The organism is Klebsiella sp. BIGb0399 (assembly GCF_003752615.1).
In the GTDB taxonomy this organism is placed as follows: domain Bacteria; phylum Pseudomonadota; class Gammaproteobacteria; order Enterobacterales; family Enterobacteriaceae; genus Klebsiella; species Klebsiella lignicola.
The window spans coordinates 308,699-327,638 of sequence record NZ_RKHT01000009.1 but is presented as its reverse complement, the minus strand read 5'-3'; the positions used below and the strand labels follow the sequence as shown (position 1 = coordinate 327,638).

19 protein-coding genes are annotated in these 18,940 nt (G+C 60.8%); 4 read left to right on the top strand and 15 right to left on the bottom strand.

Annotation, left to right across the window (positions count from 1 at the left end; genetic code table 11):
• Nucleotides 1–200: 200 nt before the first annotated feature.
• The 11 genes from EDF82_RS22240 to EDF82_RS22190 form a co-directional block, all read right to left on the bottom strand.
• Nucleotides 201–713 carry a 4-hydroxyphenylacetate 3-monooxygenase reductase subunit gene (locus EDF82_RS22240; protein ID WP_123757657.1) on the bottom strand — a complete coding sequence of 171 codons (513 nt, stop codon included), beginning with the start codon at nucleotides 711–713 and terminating at the stop codon, nucleotides 201–203.
• 19 nt (nucleotides 714–732) lie between these two features.
• Nucleotides 733–2,295, bottom strand: coding sequence for a 4-hydroxyphenylacetate 3-monooxygenase, oxygenase component (hpaB, locus tag EDF82_RS22235; protein ID WP_123757656.1), 1,563 nt, complete (start codon nucleotides 2,293–2,295; stop codon nucleotides 733–735).
• 380 nt (nucleotides 2,296–2,675) lie between these two features.
• Nucleotides 2,676–3,566, bottom strand: coding sequence for a 4-hydroxyphenylacetate catabolism regulatory protein HpaA (hpaA, locus tag EDF82_RS22230; RefSeq protein WP_123757655.1), 891 nt, complete (start codon nucleotides 3,564–3,566; stop codon nucleotides 2,676–2,678).
• A 9-nt stretch (nucleotides 3,567–3,575) separates the two neighbouring features.
• The gene (gene hpaX, locus EDF82_RS22225; protein ID WP_123757654.1) at nucleotides 3,576–4,928 is read right to left on the bottom strand and encodes a 4-hydroxyphenylacetate permease; all 1,353 of its coding nucleotides are present in this window, start codon (nucleotides 4,926–4,928) and stop codon (nucleotides 3,576–3,578) included.
• 21 nt (nucleotides 4,929–4,949) lie between these two features.
• A complete protein-coding gene (gene hpaI / locus EDF82_RS22220) occupies nucleotides 4,950–5,747 on the bottom strand; it encodes a 4-hydroxy-2-oxoheptanedioate aldolase (RefSeq protein WP_123757653.1) in 798 nt (265 codons plus the stop codon).
• Between the two features lie 10 nt (nucleotides 5,748–5,757).
• The gene (gene hpaH, locus EDF82_RS22215) at nucleotides 5,758–6,561 is read right to left on the bottom strand and encodes a 2-oxo-hept-4-ene-1,7-dioate hydratase (protein ID WP_123757652.1); all 804 of its coding nucleotides are present in this window, start codon (nucleotides 6,559–6,561) and stop codon (nucleotides 5,758–5,760) included.
• 79 nt (nucleotides 6,562–6,640) lie between these two features.
• Nucleotides 6,641–7,021 carry a 5-carboxymethyl-2-hydroxymuconate Delta-isomerase gene (locus EDF82_RS22210; protein ID WP_123757651.1) on the bottom strand — a complete coding sequence of 127 codons (381 nt, stop codon included), beginning with the start codon at nucleotides 7,019–7,021 and terminating at the stop codon, nucleotides 6,641–6,643.
• 9 nt (nucleotides 7,022–7,030) lie between these two features.
• A complete protein-coding gene (gene hpaD / locus EDF82_RS22205; RefSeq protein WP_123757650.1) occupies nucleotides 7,031–7,888 on the bottom strand; it encodes a 3,4-dihydroxyphenylacetate 2,3-dioxygenase in 858 nt (285 codons plus the stop codon).
• A 71-nt stretch (nucleotides 7,889–7,959) separates the two neighbouring features.
• Nucleotides 7,960–9,426: a 5-carboxymethyl-2-hydroxymuconate semialdehyde dehydrogenase gene (hpaE, locus tag EDF82_RS22200; RefSeq protein ID WP_123757649.1), complete on the bottom strand. Its 1,467-nt coding sequence runs from the start codon at nucleotides 9,424–9,426 to the stop codon at nucleotides 7,960–7,962.
• A complete protein-coding gene (locus EDF82_RS22195; RefSeq protein ID WP_123757648.1) occupies nucleotides 9,423–10,187 on the bottom strand; it encodes a fumarylacetoacetate hydrolase family protein in 765 nt (254 codons plus the stop codon). Before EDF82_RS22195 ends, hpaE begins: the two co-directional genes overlap by 4 nt.
• Nucleotides 10,184–10,816, bottom strand: a complete 633-nt coding sequence (locus tag EDF82_RS22190; protein ID WP_123757647.1) for a fumarylacetoacetate hydrolase family protein — start codon at nucleotides 10,814–10,816, stop codon at nucleotides 10,184–10,186. Before EDF82_RS22190 ends, EDF82_RS22195 begins: the two co-directional genes overlap by 4 nt.
• A 289-nt stretch (nucleotides 10,817–11,105) precedes the next feature.
• Between EDF82_RS22190 and hpaR the strand changes: the two genes are divergently transcribed.
• Nucleotides 11,106–11,552: a homoprotocatechuate degradation operon regulator HpaR gene (gene hpaR / locus EDF82_RS22180; RefSeq protein WP_123757646.1), complete on the top strand. Its 447-nt coding sequence runs from the start codon at nucleotides 11,106–11,108 to the stop codon at nucleotides 11,550–11,552.
• 1 nt (nucleotide 11,553) lies between these two features.
• On the opposite strand, the gene EDF82_RS22175 is transcribed toward hpaR, so the two are convergent.
• From EDF82_RS22175 to EDF82_RS22160, 4 genes are read right to left on the bottom strand one after another with little or no spacing between them, the layout of a single operon-like run.
• Complete coding sequence (locus tag EDF82_RS22175; RefSeq protein ID WP_123757645.1) at nucleotides 11,554–12,816, bottom strand: FAD/NAD(P)-binding oxidoreductase; 1,263 nt, start codon at nucleotides 12,814–12,816, stop codon at nucleotides 11,554–11,556.
• Nucleotides 12,797–13,060: a 2Fe-2S iron-sulfur cluster-binding protein gene (locus tag EDF82_RS22170; protein WP_123757644.1), complete on the bottom strand. Its 264-nt coding sequence runs from the start codon at nucleotides 13,058–13,060 to the stop codon at nucleotides 12,797–12,799. The genes EDF82_RS22175 and EDF82_RS22170 overlap by 20 nt, the downstream gene beginning before the upstream one ends.
• Complete coding sequence (locus EDF82_RS22165) at nucleotides 13,057–14,166, bottom strand: FAD-binding oxidoreductase (RefSeq protein WP_123757643.1); 1,110 nt, start codon at nucleotides 14,164–14,166, stop codon at nucleotides 13,057–13,059. Before EDF82_RS22165 ends, EDF82_RS22170 begins: the two co-directional genes overlap by 4 nt.
• Complete coding sequence (locus EDF82_RS22160; protein ID WP_123757642.1) at nucleotides 14,163–15,110, bottom strand: 4-hydroxyproline epimerase; 948 nt, start codon at nucleotides 15,108–15,110, stop codon at nucleotides 14,163–14,165. The genes EDF82_RS22165 and EDF82_RS22160 overlap by 4 nt, the downstream gene beginning before the upstream one ends.
• 310 nt (nucleotides 15,111–15,420) lie before the next feature.
• On the opposite strand from EDF82_RS22160, the gene EDF82_RS22155 reads away from it, so the two are divergent.
• The 3 genes from EDF82_RS22155 (at nucleotide 15,421) to EDF82_RS22145 (ending at nucleotide 18,939) form a co-directional block, all read left to right on the top strand.
• Nucleotides 15,421–16,248 (top strand): AraC family transcriptional regulator, encoded by an 828-nt coding sequence (locus tag EDF82_RS22155; protein WP_123757641.1) that lies wholly within the window; start codon nucleotides 15,421–15,423, stop codon nucleotides 16,246–16,248.
• 151 nt (nucleotides 16,249–16,399) lie between these two features.
• Nucleotides 16,400–17,320, top strand: a complete 921-nt coding sequence (locus tag EDF82_RS22150) for a dihydrodipicolinate synthase family protein (RefSeq protein ID WP_123757640.1) — start codon at nucleotides 16,400–16,402, stop codon at nucleotides 17,318–17,320.
• Between the two features lie 14 nt (nucleotides 17,321–17,334).
• The gene (locus EDF82_RS22145; RefSeq protein ID WP_123757639.1) at nucleotides 17,335–18,939 is read left to right on the top strand and encodes an aldehyde dehydrogenase (NADP(+)); all 1,605 of its coding nucleotides are present in this window, start codon (nucleotides 17,335–17,337) and stop codon (nucleotides 18,937–18,939) included.
• The last annotated feature ends 1 nt before the right edge of the window (nucleotide 18,940 follow it).

Sequence of the window (18,940 nt, the reverse complement as noted above, 5' to 3'; positions counted from 1 at the left end):
TTCTGCCAGAACGCTGGCCGCGTAAAGTTGGGTAAGTTTGTGAGTGGTTATATGGGGGGCTGAGCGGTCACTTGGCAGGATAAGCGGTTGGGCAGGAAATGAGCAGAACGGCAATATGTGATTGAGATCACATGTATTCTTGCGGTTCTTCCCTCCCCGCGGAGGGGAGGGAAATGTGAATCAGAGAGAAAGCGAGCGAATCAGACCGCCACTTCCATCTCCATCATCACCGGATGGAAACGGCGCTTGAAGTAAATCAGCCCGTGGCCTTCCTGACTCAGGACGATGTTTTTGATCTCAACCAGATAGACCAGGTGGCTACCGATGGTCTGTACCTGGCTTATTTCACCTTCAAGGTTGGCCAGCGATCCTTTCAGGAGCGGTTGTCCCAGCGCCCCTTTTTGCCAGCAGGAGAGGCTGAAGCGCTCTTCCATGGCCATGCCGGTCATCCCGGCGAAGTGGCGGGCCATCACTTCCTGCTCATGGTTCAGCACGTTAATACACAGTTTGCCGTTCCCCTGGAACACCGGGTTCATGGCGCTGTTGGCGTTGATGCAGACCATAACCGACGGCGGCGTATCGGTCACCGAGCACACCGCCGTCGCGGTGATACCGCAGCGGCCGGCTTCGCCTTCGGTGGTAATGACGTTGACCGCAGCCGACAGGCTGGACATAGCATCGCGAAAACGCAGGCGTTGTTCATCTAATTGCATTGTGACCTCCTGCTGCGAATTACTTCAGCAGCTTATCCAACATATTGATATCAGAGTTGTTGTGCAGGTGCGGCACCGTCCAGCCGTGCTGGTCGTACTCGGACAGACAACGGTCGACCATGGCCATCATTTTGTCCATATTGCCGGAGCTTTGTGCCTGACGCAGGCACTGCAGGCGGATCTCGTCCTGGCTCCCGGAGTAGTTGATTTCATACAGTTCATGACGGCCGCCGAATTCGCTGCCGATGGCGTCCCACATCAGTTTGAGGATCTTGATACGTTCGACGTGATCCATACCGTTAGATCCGCGGACATATTTTGCCAGGTACTGGTCGATCTGCGGGTTATTCAGATCGCGGGCGCTGGAAGGCAGGTAGATCAGGCCGCTGGTGACGTTACGCTCGATGATATTTTTGATCTTGGCGTAGGCCATCGGCGCCATCACGCGGTAGGTTTGCAGCGCCGCATGATCCGGCAGCCAGGCACCGTTCACCCATGGGGTGGCTTCTGAACACATCGAGTCGCTCAGCGCCCAGAACATATTGCGCCACGCGACGACTTCCCCGAGGTCGGCCTGCACGCCGCGGAATTCCATGGTGCCGGTACATTCCAGAGAGCGCTTGAGCAGGGCGGTGATAAAGTCGAGTTTGACCGCCAGACGCACGCAGGCCTGCAGCGGATACATACGGGCAAAGCCCCCTTCCATGGTCCAGCGACGGCAGCGATCGAAGTCGCGATAGATCAGCACGTTTTCCCACGGGATCAGCACTTTATCCATCACCAGGATCGCGTCGTTTTCGTCAAAACGGCTGGAGAGCGGATAGTCGTATGGCGATCCGGTGGCGCCGGCGACCATCTCGTAAGAGGCGCGGGAGATGAGCTTCACGCCTTCGGCATCCATCGGGGCGACGAACATCAGGGCGAAGTCCGGATTCTCACCCATCACCTGAGCAGAGCCAAACCCGATCATGTTGTAGTGGGTCAGCGCCGAGTTGGTGGCCACCACTTTTGCGCCGCTGACGATGATCCCGGCGTCGGTCTCTTTTTCCAGCTTGATGTAGACGTCTTTCACTTCGTCGGCGGGTTTATGGCGGTCGATCGGCGGGTTGACGATCGCGTGGTTAAAGTACAGGCCGGTTTCCTGAATGCGGGTGTACCAGTTGCGGGCGTTCTGCTCGAACTGGCCGTAAAACGCCGGGTTAGCGCCGAGAGCACAGCCGAAGGCGGCTTTGTAATCCGGGGTGCGGCCCATCCAGCCGTAGCTCAGGCGGGACCATTCGGCGATGGCGTCGCGCTGCTGGCGCAGGTCGTCGGCGCTTTTTGCCACGCGGAAGAATTTATGGGTATAGCCGCCGCTACCGGTATCGGTGTTCCAGCACAGCGAATCCTGCAGCTCCGGTTTGTGCAGGGCGTCGTACAACTGTCCGACGGAGGCGGCGGCGTTGCGGAATGCCGGATGCGTGGTGACATCCTTGACGCGCTCGCCGTAGATGTAAATTTCGCGGCCGTCCTGCAGGCTCTTCAGGTACTCTTCACCGGTTAACGGGCGTTTAGCGTCTGCGCGGAAATCTTCAGGTTTCATAGGGGCCTCTTCAGTATTTATCGGAATCTCCCGTCCTGCGTCGGACGCCGTAGAGTGGCGGTAGCCGAACGCTTTCAAGGGATAAAATGTTAAATTTATGTATTTTTTTTGTTGTTCAATTGAAGCGGTTAAACGCGGTTTCGTGAAGAGACTTTTGGGTCAACGGCAGGTACTTTTCATGCTGGGTTTGGTTCTGTGATCCAGGCGATGTTTTCAGCCTGGAGGCCCCTGTTTTCCCCGGCGGCGCTGCGCTGACCGGGCTACGGACTGGTGCTGGTAGGTAACCCGGATCAGGCCGCGGGCCGCCATCCGGGACATTTCCCCCGGAGTTGGCATCGGTGGTAGCCCGGACAGGTGCGCAGCACCGCCTCCGGGGGGTCTTAAGATACCGGGACTTTTTGCGTTCTGTACGCGCTCGGTGAGCAACCCACCAGGCGGTTAAAAAAGCGGGCGAAATAGGCCGGGTCTTTAAAGCCGAGCTGCCAGGCAATCTCGTTGACCGCGCTATCGGAAAACAGCAGCAGCCGTTTAGCTTCGCGCAGCTGACGGTCGAAGATCAGCCGCTTTGGCGGCCGGTTGGCAAAGCGGCGGCAGATATCGGTCAGCCTTGATTCGGTGACATGCAGCTCATTGGCATAGTCCGGCACCGTCCAGTGCTGGTGGTAGTGGCTGTCGATCATCTGGTTAAAACGCTGAAACAGCTTCAGTTCGCCGCGCATCCCGCTGGCGGCATGATCGTCGAGCCGGGCGTTGCGCAGCAGTAGCGTGAACACCGCCTGCGCCAGCAGCGCCAGAGTATGTTCACGCCCGGCCAGCTGTGACGTCGACTCGCGTTTAATCAGCTGCCAGTAGTGCGCCAGCGCCGTCAGCTCATCGGGTTTATCGGCCAGCGACAGGCACATACCCGGTAGGCCGAAGGCTTCCCGGGTGCCGGGGTAGAGCACTTCCAGCAGCGGCCAGATCAGATCCTCATGCACCGTCAACACATGCCCGTCGCTGTCGGACTCGGTGATAAACGCGTGCGGCACCGACGGCGGCGTCAGGACAAACAGCGGCGCCTGCACCGAGTAGCGGTGATCGTCGAGCTGCAGCTCAATCTGCCCGGTATCGAGAAAATGCATCTGAAAGTACCGATCGTGCCGATGCGCCTGCATATCGCGGCCAAAAAAGGCCGCCATACGGGCAAACGACTGGTAGTGCACGTCTTCGGTCCCCAGACTCTCATCGTAATCTTTGTTGATATCGATATTCGCGATGGAGGGCTGGCACATACGTACTCCTTAATGGCTTTTCTGTGCGGCAAGTCCGGCCGCCGCCGCGGCATCATCCCGCTGGCTCATTGGGATCCTGGTCAGCACCAGCGCACCGACGATCAGCAGTCCGGCGACAAACCACAGCCCGGAGCTAAAGCTGCCGGTGGTGTCGCGCAGGATGCCGATCAACAGCGGACTGACGGCGGATCCAATGTTGCCGATGGCGTTGATCACCGCCAGCGCCACCGCCCGGGATTGCAGGCTAATCACCCGATCCGGCGTGGTCCAGAAAATCGCCATCGCGGTAAAGGAGCCGACGGACGCCATGATGATGCCGATGAGCTGAACCAGGCTGTGGTTGGTGGCAGAGGCCAGCAGCCAGCCGGCAGCGGCGAACAGATAGGGCAGGATGGTGTGCATCTTGCGCTCTTTACGCCGGTCGGATCGCCGGCTCCACCACAGCATCCCGAAGATGGTACAGAACTGGGGGATCGCCGCCAGCAGGCCGATCACAATGTTGCTGCTACCGGTGTTGAAGCTTTGCAGGATCTGCGGGGTCCAGATATTAATCGCGCTCAGGGTATTGGTCAGGCAGAAGTAGGCGAGGGTGTACATCAGCACCGCCGGCGTCAGCACTTCGCGCAGCGTCGAGCGGCCCGAGGTCGGCAGCACGGTGGCGCTTTCCCGCTCGCGCTCAATCATGGTTTTCAGCGCCTGCTTCTCCTCCTGATCCAGCCAGCTGGCCTGATCCGGGGTATCGTTCAGGTAGAACCAGGTGACGACGCCAAGCACCACTGACGGTAGCCCTTCCAGCAGGAACAGCCACTGCCAGCCCTTCAGGTTCCACAGGCCGTCGAGCGCCAGAATATAGCCCGAGAGGATTGATCCGAGCATCATGGTCACCGGCATCGCTATCATAAACAGGGCGTTAGCGCGGGCGCGGTGATAGGCCGGGAACCACCAGGTCAGATAGACGAGGATCCCCGGCAGGAAACCGGCCTCGGCAATGCCCACCAGCATCCGCAGAAGATAAAGCGTATGCGGGTTGGTGGCGAACATCGTACAGGTTGAGGCAATCCCCCACACCACCATGATCCCGGCGATCCAGCGGCGAGCGCCGACCTTCGCCAGCATCATATTACTGGGGATCCCACACATCACGTAGGTGACGTAAAACAGCGTGGCGGCAAGGCCGAACATGGTGGAGGTCAGACCGAGGTCTTTGCCCATCGTCAGGCCGGCGAAGCCGATGTTGATACGGTCGAGAAACGAGAAGACAAAGAGCACAAACAGGAACGTAATGAGACGACGGAACAGCTTCTTTATCACCCGTTGTTCGGGGGCGTTATTCTCACTATTTTGCAGGGTTGAGGTTGTCATAATGCGCTCCACATTATCCGTTTAATAGACGGATTTATTGTTATCGGTTGTGGTGGTTGCTGCGTCGATAAAGCGTGCCGCCAGCGCTTCTGCACCGCGGGCCAGCAGGGTGGTATCTACGCCAACGGCGACAAACAGCGCGCCGAGTTCGAGATAGCGTTTTGCCAGTTGCTCGTTTGCCATCAGAATGCCCGGGGCTTTGCCTGCCTGGCGAATCTGGACGATGGCGCTTTCAATGGCCGCCTGTACTTCCGGGTGCTGCGGGTTGCCGCCGAATCCCATATCGGCACTGAGATCCGCCGGGCCGATAAACACCCCGTCGACCCCTTCCACGTCGAGGATCTGCGGTAGATTTTTTAACGCCTCGCGGGTCTCAATCTGCACCAGCACGCACATGGCATCGTTGGCCTGCTGGAGATAGTTCGGGACACGGTTCCAGCGGGAAGCCCGCGCCAGGGCGCTGCCCACGCCGCGAATACCGGCTGGTGGATAGCGGGTGGCTTTCACCGCCAGCCGCGCTTCGTCAGCGTTTTGTACCATCGGCACCAGCAGGGTTTGCGCGCCAACATCCAGCAGCTGTTTGATTTGCACCGGGTCGTTCCACGACGGGCGCACCACCGGCTGGCTGGGGTAAGGCGCGATGGCCTGGAGCTGGGTCAGTACGGTCTGAACGTTGTTTGGCGCGTGTTCGCCGTCGATCAGCAGCCAGTCGAATCCGGCCCCGGCCAGCAGCTCGGCGCTGTAGCTGCTGCACAGCCCCAGCCACAATCCGATTTGCGGGCGCCCGGCCTGGAGCGCTTCTTTAAAGGTGTTGTTCATCTCTTTCCCCTTACACAAAGCGGCAGCTAATCGCGCCCATGTTGCCGTAATCGACGTGGAAGGTGTCGCCCTTGCGCGCCGGTACCGGACGGGTAAACGAGCCGCCGAGGATAATCTGCCCGGCTTCCAGCTGAACGTCGTGGGCTGCCAGCTTATTCGCCAGCCAGGCGACGCCATTGGCCGGGTGATTCAGCACGCCTGCGGCAACGCCGGTCTCTTCGATGACTCCGTTGCGATACATCAGCGCGGAGATCCAGCGCAGATCCAGCTCATCGGGTTTAATCGGCCGACCGCCAAGGATCACCCCGGCGTTGGCGGCGTTATCGGAGATGGTGTCGAACACTTTGCGTGGGCGCTGGGTTTCAGGATCGATGTTGTGGCAGCGGGCGTCGATCAGCTCCAGCGCCGGGATCACGTAATCGGTGGCGTTATAGACGTCGAACAGCGTGCAGTTCGGCCCGCGCAGCGGTTTCGCCAGCACGAAAGCCAGTTCAACTTCAATGCGCGGCACGATAAAGCGGTCGGTAGGAATATCGCTGCCGTCGTGGAAGAACATATCGTCGAGCAGCGCGCCGTAGTCCGGTTCGCTGATTTGCGAACTGGCCTGCATCGCTTTGGAGGTCAGGCCGATCTTATGGCCCTTGAGCACCCGGCCTTCGGCGATCTTCATCTCGACCCACTCGCGCTGGACGGCGTAAGCGTCCTCAATGGTGATCGATGGGTAATCCAGGGAGATCGCGCGGATCTGTTCACGCTGTTTTTCGGCCTGATTCAGCCGTTGGGCGATCAGCGTGCGGGTCTGTTTATCAAGCATAGTGGCTTCCTGTAGCATTACCGGAAAATGGGCATCATCGGGTAGCCCGGCGAATCGCCGCCGGGACCGGCTTCGGGCGCTATTTAAAGAGCGCGTGCACGTTGTTCTGTTTGTAGTTCAGCGTCGGGTGCAGCTCTTCAATCTCGAAGGAGAGCGCCAGATAGCGGCTTTCCATCAGGGCGGCGAAGTGGGCTTTGATCAGCCCAAACAGCATTTCGCCCACTTCCTGTCGGCTCTCCAGGCTGCGCCCGCTGCCGATTTTTAAGGTCATGTGCACAAAGGCGTAATCGTGCTTTCCGTCGGCCATCTGCCAGGTATCCAGCCAGTGGGCGCGGCTGCGGATCCCGCCAATCGGGAAGATGCCGGTGGCGGCCAGCGCCTGGTTCACCTGGGCGAACAGGCCGGGTAAATCGGCTTGTTCGCGGATGTTGTCGCTACATTCGGCGATAAAGTGCGGCATAAAGGCTCCTTACGCCTGGGCCGGAAGCGGGAACACGGCGTTGACCTGGCCGGTGCCGGAGCTGGCGAACAGGTCGGTAATAAACTCCACCTTGCCGTCGTATTTATCCCAGCCGAGCACCCCAAGCAGCATCACCGTGTCGTGCATATTGCCTTCGCCGTAGCAGTAGTCGGCGTACTCCGGCAGCATGGTGCAGAACTCTTTGAACTTGCCTTCACGCCACAGCTTCACCACCCGTTCATCCATCTGATGGTCAAATTCGCGGGTGTAGCTGTTCATCCCTTCTTCGGCGCGCTGGTCGTCGATAAAGCGGTGCGACAGCGAGCCACTGGCGAATACCGCAACGGTCCCGTCGTACTGTTCGATGGCCTTGACGATGGCTTCGCCCAGCTTGCGGCTGTCGGCAAAATCGTGAACGGTGCAGAACGCGGAGATCGACACCACTTTGAAATGTTTATCGCTGTTCATGTAGCGCATCGGCACCAGGGTGCCGTACTCCAGCTTCAGGCTGGGGATGTTGTGCGCTTTGGCGCGCACGCCCAGCTTGACCGCTTCGTCAGCAATCAGCTGACCCAGCTCCGGGTTACCGTCGTAGTCATAGGTCATGTCGCGGATAAAGTGCGGCAGTTCGTTGCTGGTGTAGACGCCTTTAAAATGGTCGGCGCAGTTAATGTGGTAGGCGCTGTTAACCAGCCAGTGGGTATCGAAAACGATAATGGTATCGACGCCCATTTCGCGGCAGCGCTTGCCAATTTCTTTATGACCGTCGATGGCCGCCTGACGGCAACCATGGTTTTTCCCCGGCAGTTCTGAGAGGTACATCGACGGCACGTGAGTGATTTTGGCAGCTAAGGCTAATGTTCCCATGCGGTGTTCTCCTTACATAACCTGAATAGTTTGAGCCGCAGTCAACGTTGACGCGGCTCGACGGATGACGGTTACACGCCCCATTTCGGGATCGGATGGTCACCCATGGAAATGCAGACGTTCTTCATTTCGGCGAACACCTCAAAGCTGTACTCGCCGCCTTCACGACCGGTACCGGAGGCTTTCACGCCGCCAAACGGCTGGCGCAGATCGCGGACGTTCTGGGTGTTGACGAACACCATGCCGGCTTCGATACCCCGCGCCAGGCGCAGAACCTTGCTGATGTCCTGAGTCCAGATGTAGGAGGCCAGGCCGTACTCAATGTCGTTTGCCAGGCGCAGCCCTTCCGCTTCGTCTTTGAACGGCAGCAGGCACGCCACCGGGCCAAAAATCTCTTCCTGCGCGACGCGCATCCGGTTATCGACATCCGCCAGCACCGTCGGGCGCAGGAAGTTGCCGTTTTTCAGATGGGCAGGCAGGTCGGACGGTTTGTCCGGGCCGCCGGCCAGCAGAGTGGCGCCTTCTTCGATCCCCAGGCGGATGTAGCCGGAGACTTTCTCCCAGTGCTGCTGGCTGATCAGCGCCCCGACCTGGGTCGTTGGATCGGTCGGATCGCCGACCCGCAGGCGGTTAGCGCGTTCCGCAAAGCGTTTAACGAACTCCGGGTAGATGCTCTGCTGAATGAAAATGCGCGAGCCGGCGGTGCAGCGCTCACCGTTGATCGAGAAGATGGTGAACAGCGCGGCATCCAGCGCGCGCTCGATATCGGCATCTTCAAAAATCAGCACCGGTGATTTGCCGCCCAGCTCCATCGAATACTTTTTCAGCCCGGCGTTTTTCATGATGTTGCGCCCGGTGGCGGTGCCGCCGGTAAACGACACGGCACGGATGTCATGGTGACGAACCAGCGCATCGCCAGCGCTGGCGCCGTAGCCCTGCACCACATTAAGCACGCCGGCCGGAATACCTGCTTCTAGCGCCAGCTCGCCCAGACGATCGGCGGTCAGCGGCGACAGTTCGGACATCTTCAGCACGGCGGTATTGCCCAGCGCCAGGCACGGGGCAACCTTCCAGGTGGCGGTCATAAACGGCACGTTCCACGGCGACACCAGCGCACACACGCCAACCGGCTGCACGAGGGTGTAGTTGAGCATCTTGTCGTCAACCGGGTAGGTCTTGCCGTTCATCTGCTGGCACACTTCGGCGAAAAACTCGAAGTTGTGCGACGCGCGCGGGATCAACACGTTTTTGGTTTGATGGATCGGCAGGCCGGTGTCGGCGGTTTCCATGGCCGCGATCTCCGGGACGTCGCGATCGATCAGATCCCCCAGGCGGCGCATCAGACGCGCGCGCTCTTTCATCGGCAGATTAGCCCATTTCGGGAACGCTTCTTTGGCGGCGGCCACGGCCTGATTTACTTCGGCTTCACCGCCGGAGGCGACTTCCGCCAGCACTTCGCCGGTCGCCGGGTTGGTGGTATGGAAATACTCGGTGCCCGCGACATTTTTGCCGTTAATCCAATGGTTTATTTTTTTCATGACAGCTTCTCCTCATACGCCTGCTGGCTGATGATGCGGTTGACCAGACGGCCGACGCCTTCGACTTCGACGATCACCTCGTCACCCGGCACCACATCGGACAGCCCTTTCGGCGTGCCGGTGGCGATCATGTCGCCGGGTTGCAGGGTCATAAATTCGCTCAGGTACGCGATCAGGAACGGGACGCTGAAGATCAGATCCGCCGTGGTGCCCTGCTGGCGCAGTTCGCCGTTGACCCAGGTGCGCAGGGTCAGGTTATGCGGATCCGGGATCGTCTCTTTCGCCACGATCCACGGCCCGATAGGGGTTAAGGTATCGCGGCTTTTCACCCGCAGGTTCGGACGATAGTAGTTTTCCAGGTAATCGCGGATGGCGTAGTCGTTGCAGACGGTATAGCCGGCGACGTAGTCCATGGCGTCAGCCTCGCTGACGTGGCGCGCGGTTTTACCCATCACCACCACCAGTTCGGCTTCGTAATGCATGTACTCGACGTTGTCCGGGCGCACCGATTCTTGCTGATGACCGATAAAGGTGTTCGGCGCTTTGATAAAGACCAGCGGCTCTTCCGGCGGCGTAAACTCCAGCTCGCTGGCGTGATCGGCATAGTTCAGACCCAGCGCGAACAGGGTGCCGTCAGCGGGAGGCAGCCAACGGAATTCGCCTGCCTGCAGCAGGGTGCCATCGCTGAGGCGCACCTGCTCACGTTCATCAACCTGGACGTCGTAGCGCTGGCCTTGCCATTCAATACGTGCCTGTTTCATGCCAGCTCTCCTTCTGCGACCACCGGGTTTTCCAGCGTTGGAAATCCTGCGGCGAGGATCCGGACGCGGTCGCCTGGCTGCAGCGTCACGCGGGTATGTGGGGTGCCGATCAGAATGGCATCGCCGGGGTTCAGGGTGGCGAACTCGCTCAACGCGCTTAACAGTTCGGCGGCGTTACGCTGTAGATCGCCGGTGTTCCAGCTGTCCGCTTCGCGGCCGTTGATTTCGGTGACGATGGTCAGATTGTCCACGTTGTGTACCGGGGCCAGAGCGCCGATCGGGCAGAAACCATCGCGACATTTCGCTTTGATCGCCGGGCGGTAGAAGCTCTCTTCCGGCAGGCTGACGTCATTGGCCAGGGCATAGCCGGCAATAAACGCCCCGGCTTCAGAAACGGGAACCTGGCGCGCGGTTTTGCCGACAATCAGCGCCACGGTGGCGCCGCTCTGCACGATTTCGCCCTGTGGATGTGGGATCGCCTCGCCGCTACCAATCACGGTATTACGAGGTTTGATAAACCAGACCGCGGTCTTCGGCGGCGTTTTGTAAGGGGCCTGTTGGAACGCATCGCGCCAGGCGTCGAGCTGGCTACGATGGTTGAGCGCAACGGCGAAGATAGTACCTTTCATTCACCACTCCTCTGGTACGGATGTCGGATGCTAAGTGTCATTCATTAATATGTTAATGATCATCTTTTATTCCTTGTGAGAAGGTTTGGCAAACAGAAGTGAATGTTTTGTGATCTGATTAACAATAAATTTACACCTGAAAATTTTATTTGTTTATAATCATGTTGTTATCAAATTAAACGCCGAAGACTGGTACTTTTCAGGTGCAGAAACCGGTTGCGTCATGGCAGGATAGGCGCTAATTATTAACTTATTAATAGAATTGAGTGTGTGACCGTGGGGATATGTAATGCATGATTCGTTAACCATTGCGCTGTTGCAGGCGCGGGAAGCCGCGATGGGCCATTTCCGGCCGATCGTCAAACGCCATAATCTCACCGAACAACAGTGGCGTATTGTGCGTATCCTCGCGGAAAACCCGTCGATGGACTTTCACGATCTGGCGTTTCGCGCCTGTATATTGCGCCCGAGCCTGACCGGTATTTTGACCCGCATGGAGCGTGACGGCCTGGTGCTGCGCCTCAAGCCGGTTAACGATCAGCGCAAGCTGTACGTGTCGCTGACGCCGGCGGGCAACAAGCTGTACGAAAGCGCGCAGGCGCAGGTAGAAGAGGCTTACCGCCAGATTGAAGCCCAGTTCACCCGGGAAAAAATGCAGCAACTGACCGGGTTACTGGAGGAGTTTATTGCGCTCGGCGGCGGTCAGCAGGCCGGGCGCGGTGACGAAGAGGAGTAGGTCAGCGTTCGGTGCGGTGTCCGGCTAACGCAATCAGCGTTTCGGCTCGGGCGGGAGAGAGCGGCTCTCGCGGCTGCGGTAACGGCCAGCCGTACAGCCAGCGGGCGGAGGCCGCGCAGGTTCTGCCCTGACAGGCGCCCATGCCGCAGCGGCGGCTCAGCTTGGCCTGCTGCCAGCTTTCGGCATCGGCCACTTCGCCGCAGCGGACATCCTCGCAGCGGCACAGCAGGCTATCCGCGGTGGCGGCGCTTTTCAGGCTGTCCGGCAGGGCAAAAGTGCGGTTTACCGCGTCGGCAAAGCGCTGCCAGCGTGCGCGGCGGGCAAAGCCTGCCTGAGCCTGCTCACCGGCATCGGCGCAGGCATAGCCGGCAATTTCGCCTTCGATCAACGCCAGTTCGCTGCCGCCAAAGCCGGTGCATTCGCCGGCGGCATAGATCTCCGCGACGCTGGTCTGCTGCCAGCAATTGACCTCAACGGCGTCGTCGGCAACCGCACAGCCGAAGAGCAGCGCGGTTTCAATATTAGGCACCAGGCCATAGCCGATCGCCAGCCGTTGGCAGGGGATCGTCCGCTCAATTCCCCGGTGGCGCAGCGTCACCGCTTCCAGCTGCGTCTCTCCGTGAGCGCGGATCACCTGGCCGCCGCTGAGATAGCGCCGCGGGGCGAGCGTCGCCAGCTGGCGGAGTTTTTCCGGCCAGCGCCACAGGCCCGCGCCAAAACGCACCAACGCGCTGAGCTCAGCCTGCTCGACGATCTGCTGCACCTCGCCGCCGCTGTTGGTCACCGTGTTGGCCACCGCCAGCAGCAGCGGGCCGCTGCCGGCGATCACCACCTTCTGGCCCTGGACTGTCAGGCCATGTTTGATTTGCGCCTGCAGTCCGCCGGCGCCGGTGACGCCGGGTAAGGTCCAGCCGGGGAACGGCAGCGAGAGCTCCCGCGCCCCGCAGCAGAGGATCAGTTTTTGCCACTCAACAATCCCGCTGGTCTCTGCGGTTTCAAACAGCACGCTGCAGGCTGACGGACGGGCGATGAGTCGGGCGCCGTTCAGCATGGTGATGTTGGGCGCGGCGGCAACGGCCGCACGGTAGCGATGCGCCAGGGCGGGAAGGGCGACCTGCGGGCCATCGCGCCAGATTTGCCCGCCGGGGAGCGGGTTATCGTCGAGGATCACCACCTGTTTATCGCAGGAGGCGGCTGCCAGCGCGGCGGCCAGGCCTGCCGGTCCGCCGCCGAGAATTAATATGTCACAACGCAGCGCTTGCATGGGGACTCCTTTCAATGGTCATTTCCGGCTGGCACAGCGTCTGACAGGCCAGCATCCGCCGCCCGTTGACGGTCACCCGGCACTCCTGGCAAATGCCCATGCCGCAAAAAGGGGCGCGGGACTGACCGCCGACGGCCACCCGGGTGGTGGGATCTGCGGTTAACGCCAGCGCCGCCGCGACGCTGATGCCTGGCGGCACTTCACAGCGTTCGCCTTCAATCACCACCGGGATAGTTTCACTCATGCGATAGCCTCTTTCTTCAGCAGGCGCTCCGGCAGCCAGGCGTCCGGGGCGAGCGGGCAGCGTTCGCCCAACAGCTGGGCGGCGAGCAGCTCTGCGCTGGCAGGCGCGGTAGTGACGCCAAGCCCTTCATGACCCAGCGCCAGCCACACTCCGCGGCGCGTCGGGTGCGGGCCAATCAGGGGATTGCCATCCTGGGAGGCGGCGCGAAAGCCGCTCCAGCAGCGGATAATATTGAGCTCGCCCAGCGCCGGCAGGAAGTGCCTGGCGCGGTCGAGCATCTGCGCCAGCAACGGTAAATCGAGCTGGCGTTCTGTGGTATCAAACTGTCGCGACGAGCCGATCAGCAGCTGGCCGGTGGGCCGCGGCTGAACGTTGAACGCCACCGAGGTGCCGCCGCCGTGGGCGCTGGCGCCGTAGCCCAGTTCGACCAGTTGGTGGTGGAGCAACGGGCCATAGCGGTCGGTGATCGCCAGCTGGCCTTTCTTGGGCCGCAGCCAGTTTTCCGCCAGCAGCGCGTTGGCGTTAAGCCCGCAGGCGACCACGATCGCCGCGGCCCGCAGCCGTTTTCCGCTGCTCAGCACCACCGTCGGTTCGTCGAGCTCTGTGGCGCCTTCTGTCAGGCAGGTCAGGTTGTCTCCGGCGTCGGCAATAAACCAGCGGGCGACTTCGGGGGCATACACGATGCCGTCGCCGGGAACCCACAGCCCGCCGTGCAATCCTGCTCGCAGCTGCGGTTCGCGCTGCATCAACTGTGCGGGCGTCTGCATTTCGCTGGTGGCCTGGTATTCCGCCATGCGCCGCTGTTTTTCCTGGGCAATCTCCAGCTCCTGCGCTGTTTCCGCCAGCCATAAAGTACCGCAGCCGCGCCAGGCGCAGCGCTCGGGCATTCGCGGAGTCAGGGTGCGCCAGCGCGCCAGCGACCAGGCGGAGAGCGCCAGTTCGGCGGGATCGTCGTCCATACACACCAGATGTCCCATGCCGGCCGCGGTGGCTCCCGGCTGGCGATCGTCAAGCAGGATCACGCTCTGCCCGCGTTTCGCCAGCTGCCAGGCGCAGGCGGCGCCGACGATCCCGGCGCCGATCACGATGACATCGCAGTGGTTCACGGCACGATCCCCCAGCAGAAGGGATCGTCCGGGTTGAGGATCAAGCGCGTATCGCCACACACCCAGGCTGCACCGCGGATCGTGGGAATAATCTCGCCGTCGCGACGGGCATAGTGGGCGCTAAACTGGCTGCCGATAATACTGGCCTGATGCCAGCGTTCACCGGGCTGGAGCTTGCCGTCCTCTGCCAGGCAGGCCAGCTTGGCGCTGGTTCCGGTGCCGCAGGGCGAGCGATCCCAGGCTTTCCCCGGACAGAGCACAAAGCTGCGGCTATCGGCCTCGGCGTCGTCGGCAAACAGTTCGATATGGTCGATCTCGCCGCCGTCATCGCCGCGGATCCCGGCGGCCTCCAGCCCTTCACGTACCGCCCACGCATAATCGGTGAGGGCCGGGATCTGTGCCGGTTCGAGGGTAAAAGGGTGATCGTTGATGAGGAAAAACCAGTTGCCGCCCCAGGCGATATCGCCGGTGACGGTCCCCACCGCGGTGCTGAGGCTGATCTGTTTTTTCCAGCGCCGGGCCGGGACGTTTTCCACCGATACGCTGCCATCTTCATGCAACGTGGCGCTGACGTTGCCTACCGGCGTTTCAATCAGATGCGTGCCGGGCTGGATCCGCCCAAGCCACGCCAGCGAGGCGATAAGCCCGATGGTGCCATGCCCGCACATGTTCAGGAAACCGGCGTTGTTGAAGAAAATCACGCCTGCCGTTGCCTCGGGAGAGACGGGTTTACACAGCAGCGCGCCGACCAGCACATCGTTGCCGCGCGGCTCAAGGATAACGGCCTGACGCCAGTGGTCGAAGTCGCGGGCAAAGCGTTCGCGGCGCTGGGCCATGCTGCCGTCGCCGAGGTCCGGAAAGCCGTCGACAATCAGCCGGGTCGGCTCGCCGCCGGTATGAGAATCGATGGCCCTGAGTTCAATAGCGTGGCGTGGCACAGTCATGATGCGCTCCGAAAGTTAACAGTATGTTTCATCATGCTGGCGCAACATTCCGTCTCCTGCTTGAGCGCTTTCATCAAAGAAAATGACGAAATTAGCATAATCACCGTGCTTGCTTACTCGTGGTAATCATAATTATTTATTATTAATCATTCACTTAATGCTGTGGTAAACCGAAAGTCGTCAGAACGCCAGCGACGTATTAAGGGGAAAGCAGAATCCGCAGTCAGGATCGCAAAACGCGGTGTTGCTGCTTGATGTGTTACTGGTATGTGAATAAATATCCTCCCGTCACCCGCCATGAGGAAGTCTTATGTTCTGCGTTACTGCTGCTGCACCGGAGTCTGCTCCGGCTGACACGACGGATCTGGCCGTCGATGAGCTGAGTCAGATTTGTGAAGGGCTGGCGCGTCAACGTCCGGAAAATATGCCGGCATTGCTCAATGCGCTGGCGCTAATCGCGCCGCTGTTGAATGCGATCCCCAACGTGGTTTTTTTCATCAAAGATGCCCAGGCGCGCTATCTGCTGGCAAACCTGACGCTGGCCCGCCGCTGCGGCTTTAAAAGCGTCACCTCGCTGCTGGGTAAAACCTCGGCCGACGTCTTTCCATCGGCGCTGGGGCAGGGCTATACCGAACAGGATCTGCGGGTGCTCAAAGAGGGCGTGACCCTGCGCGACCAGCTGGAAATGCACCTCTATAACGGGCGCGAGCGCGGCTGGTGCATGACGCAAAAGCTGGCGCTGCGCGATATTCACGGCCAGGTGATCGGTATGGCGGGGATCTCCCACGATCTGCAGGAAGCGCATGCCCGCCATCCGGCGTGGCAGCGGCTGGCGATCGTCGACGATCATATTCGCCGCCACTATCATCGACCGATCTCAATGGAGGAGCTGACGGGATTAAGTGGCATGTCGGTGGCGCAGATCGAACGCTACTGCAAACGGATCTTTCACCTCACGCCCCGGCAGATGATCCACAAAGTTCGTCTCGAAAAAGCCACCGAACTGCTGGCGGGAGAGACGCCAATTACCGACATTGCGCTGCAGTGTGGCTATACCGATCACAGCGCGTTCAGCCGTCAATTTAAGGCGATGACCGGCTCCACGCCGCGTGATTTCCGCCTGACGCTGGCGGGGTAATCGCCGGCTCACACTTTTAGCGATTGTGCTAATTTCGTCATCGTATTGGAAGAAAACCGACAAGCCGCCGGGTCCATGAAACGTCAATCTGTCAGTGAAAATTCACCATTCATTCACTTCGACTTAACAAAATGACGACAAGGAACCGAGCATGAGCAATAAAGCGATTCACTGGAGCGGCGTATTTCCGGCAGTCAGCACGCAGTTTCGTCAAGATTACTCCCTCGATTTAGACGCCACCCATGCGGTGATGAAAAACCTGGTCAAAGACGGCGTGTCCGGGCTGGTGGTGTGCGGCAGCGTCGGCGAAAACACCTCGCTGACCACCGCAGAAAAACTGCAGATTATCGAAGTGGCGAAGGATGCCGCGGGCGGCAAAATCCCGGTGATCGCCGGCGTTGCGGAGTTCACCACCGCCTTTGCCCAGAAGATGGCGAAAGAGGCTGAGCGGGTGGGCGTCGACGGGATTATGGTGATGCCAGCGCTGGTCTACTCATCAAAACCGCATGAAACCGCCGCCCATTTCCGCAGCGTGGCCTCCGCCACCGACCTGCCGATTATGGTTTATAACAACCCGCCGATTTACAAAAACGACGTGACGCCGGACATCCTCGCCACCCTGGCCGACTGCGACAACATCGTCTGCTTCAAAGACTCCTCCGGCGATACCCGCCGCTTCATCGACCTGCGCAATACCGTGGGCGACCGCTTCGTGCTGTTTGCCGGTCTCGACGATGTGGTGGTGGAGAGCATTGCCGTGGGAGCCGAAGGGTGGATTTCCGGCATGTCGAATGCCTTCCCACGCGAAGGCGAGACGCTGTTCCGTCTGGCCGTGCAGAAACGCTATGACGAAGCGATGGCGCTGTATCGTTGGTTTATGCCGCTGCTGCATCTCGATGCGCGTCCGGACCTGGTGCAGTGCATCAAGCTGTGCGAAGCGTTGCTGGGCCGTGGTAGCGAGGTGACCCGTCCGCCACGTCTGGCGCTGGAAGGGGAAACCCGTCAGCAGGTCGTGAAGATTGTGGAACAGGCGCTGGCAACGCGTCCTGTGCTGCCGGATGTAGGCCTGTGAGTCAGGGGGCAATGATGAGCGACACAGCGATGACGGCGGGGCGGCAGTTTATTGCCGGCCGTCGTATAGCCAGCGGTGAAGCCACGCTGCTGAGCCTGCGGGCGGCGGATGGCGAGACCACTGGCCAGCGTTTTTATTCGGCCTCCCGGGAGGAGGCCGCGCTGGCGGCAGAAGCGGCGGCGCAGGCGTTTAGCGTCTATTCCGCGACTTCGCCAGAGCAGCGGGCGCATTTTCTCGACACCATAGCCGATGAGCTGGACGGGCTGGGGGAGGCGTTTTTTGCCCTGGCCCACGCCGAGACGGCGCTGCCATTGCCACGTCTGCAGGGCGAGCGGGCGCGCACCAGCGGCCAGCTGCGGCTGTTTGCCGACGTGCTGCGGCGCGGCGATTTTCTTGGAGTGCGCATTGATACCGCGCTGCCAGAACGTCAGCCCCTGCCGCGCCCGGATCTGCGGCAGTTCCAGAGTGCGTTAGGCCCGGTGGCGGTGTTCGGCGCCAGCAACTTCCCGCTGGCGTTCTCTACCGCCGGCGGCGATACCGCTTCGGCGCTGGCGGCCGGCTGCCCGGTGGTGGTGAAAGCGCATCCGGGACATATGGCTACCGCGGAACAGACGGCGCAGGCCATCGTCCGGGCGGTTGAGAAATGCGGCTTACCCGGCGGCGTCTTCAATATGATTTTTGGTCACGATATTGGCGCCGATCTGGTGCGTCATCCGGCGATCCAGGCGGTGGGGTTCACCGGCTCGCTGGCGGGGGGCAAAGCGCTGTACCAGCTGGCGCAGCAGCGTCCTCAGCCGATCCCATTGTTTGCCGAAATGTCGGCGATTAACCCGCTGATTATTTTACCGCAGGCGCTGGCCGTGCGGGCGACGTCGCTGGCACACGCGCTGGTGGGGTCGTTTACCCTCGGCGGCGGGCAGTTTTGTACCCGCCCCGGGCTGATTCTGGCGCTCAAGGGGGAAGGGCTGACGGCACTGAAAGCGGCGCTGTGCGAGCAGGTGCAGGCGGCTCCTGCCCAGGTGTTACTCAACGCGCCGACGCTGCAGCACTATCACGCCGGAGTGGATGCCCTCGATGCTTGTCCGGGCGTACAGCGGCTGGCTAGTGGGATAGCGCCCGGCGCTCAACAGGCGCAGGCGCTGCTGTATCTGGCGACGGCGGAACAGCTGCTGGAGCCGGATAGTCTGCTGCATCGCGAAGTGTTTGGCCCGCTCTCCGTGCTGGTGGAAGTGGCGGATGAGGCCCAACTGATGGCTGTGGTCAACGCGCTACAGGGACAGCTGACCGCCACGTTGCATGCGGATGCGGACGATCGCCTGCTGGCGGGGCGACTGTTGCCGCTGCTCAGTGAAAAAGCCGGGCGGGTGCTGTTTAACGGCTACCCCACCGGTGTGGAAGTGTGCGATGCGATGGTGCACGGCGGCCCCTGGCCGGCGACCACCGATGCGCGTGGCACCTCGGTAGGGACCCGGGCGATAGAGCGTTTTCTCCGACCGGTTTGCTTGCAGAACGCCCCCGCCGCGTTGCTGCCACCGGCCTTGCAGGATGCTAACCCTTTGAACCTGCTGCGCCTGGTGAACGGCCAGTGGACCCGGGAAGCCATTTCCCCTTCATGTTGAC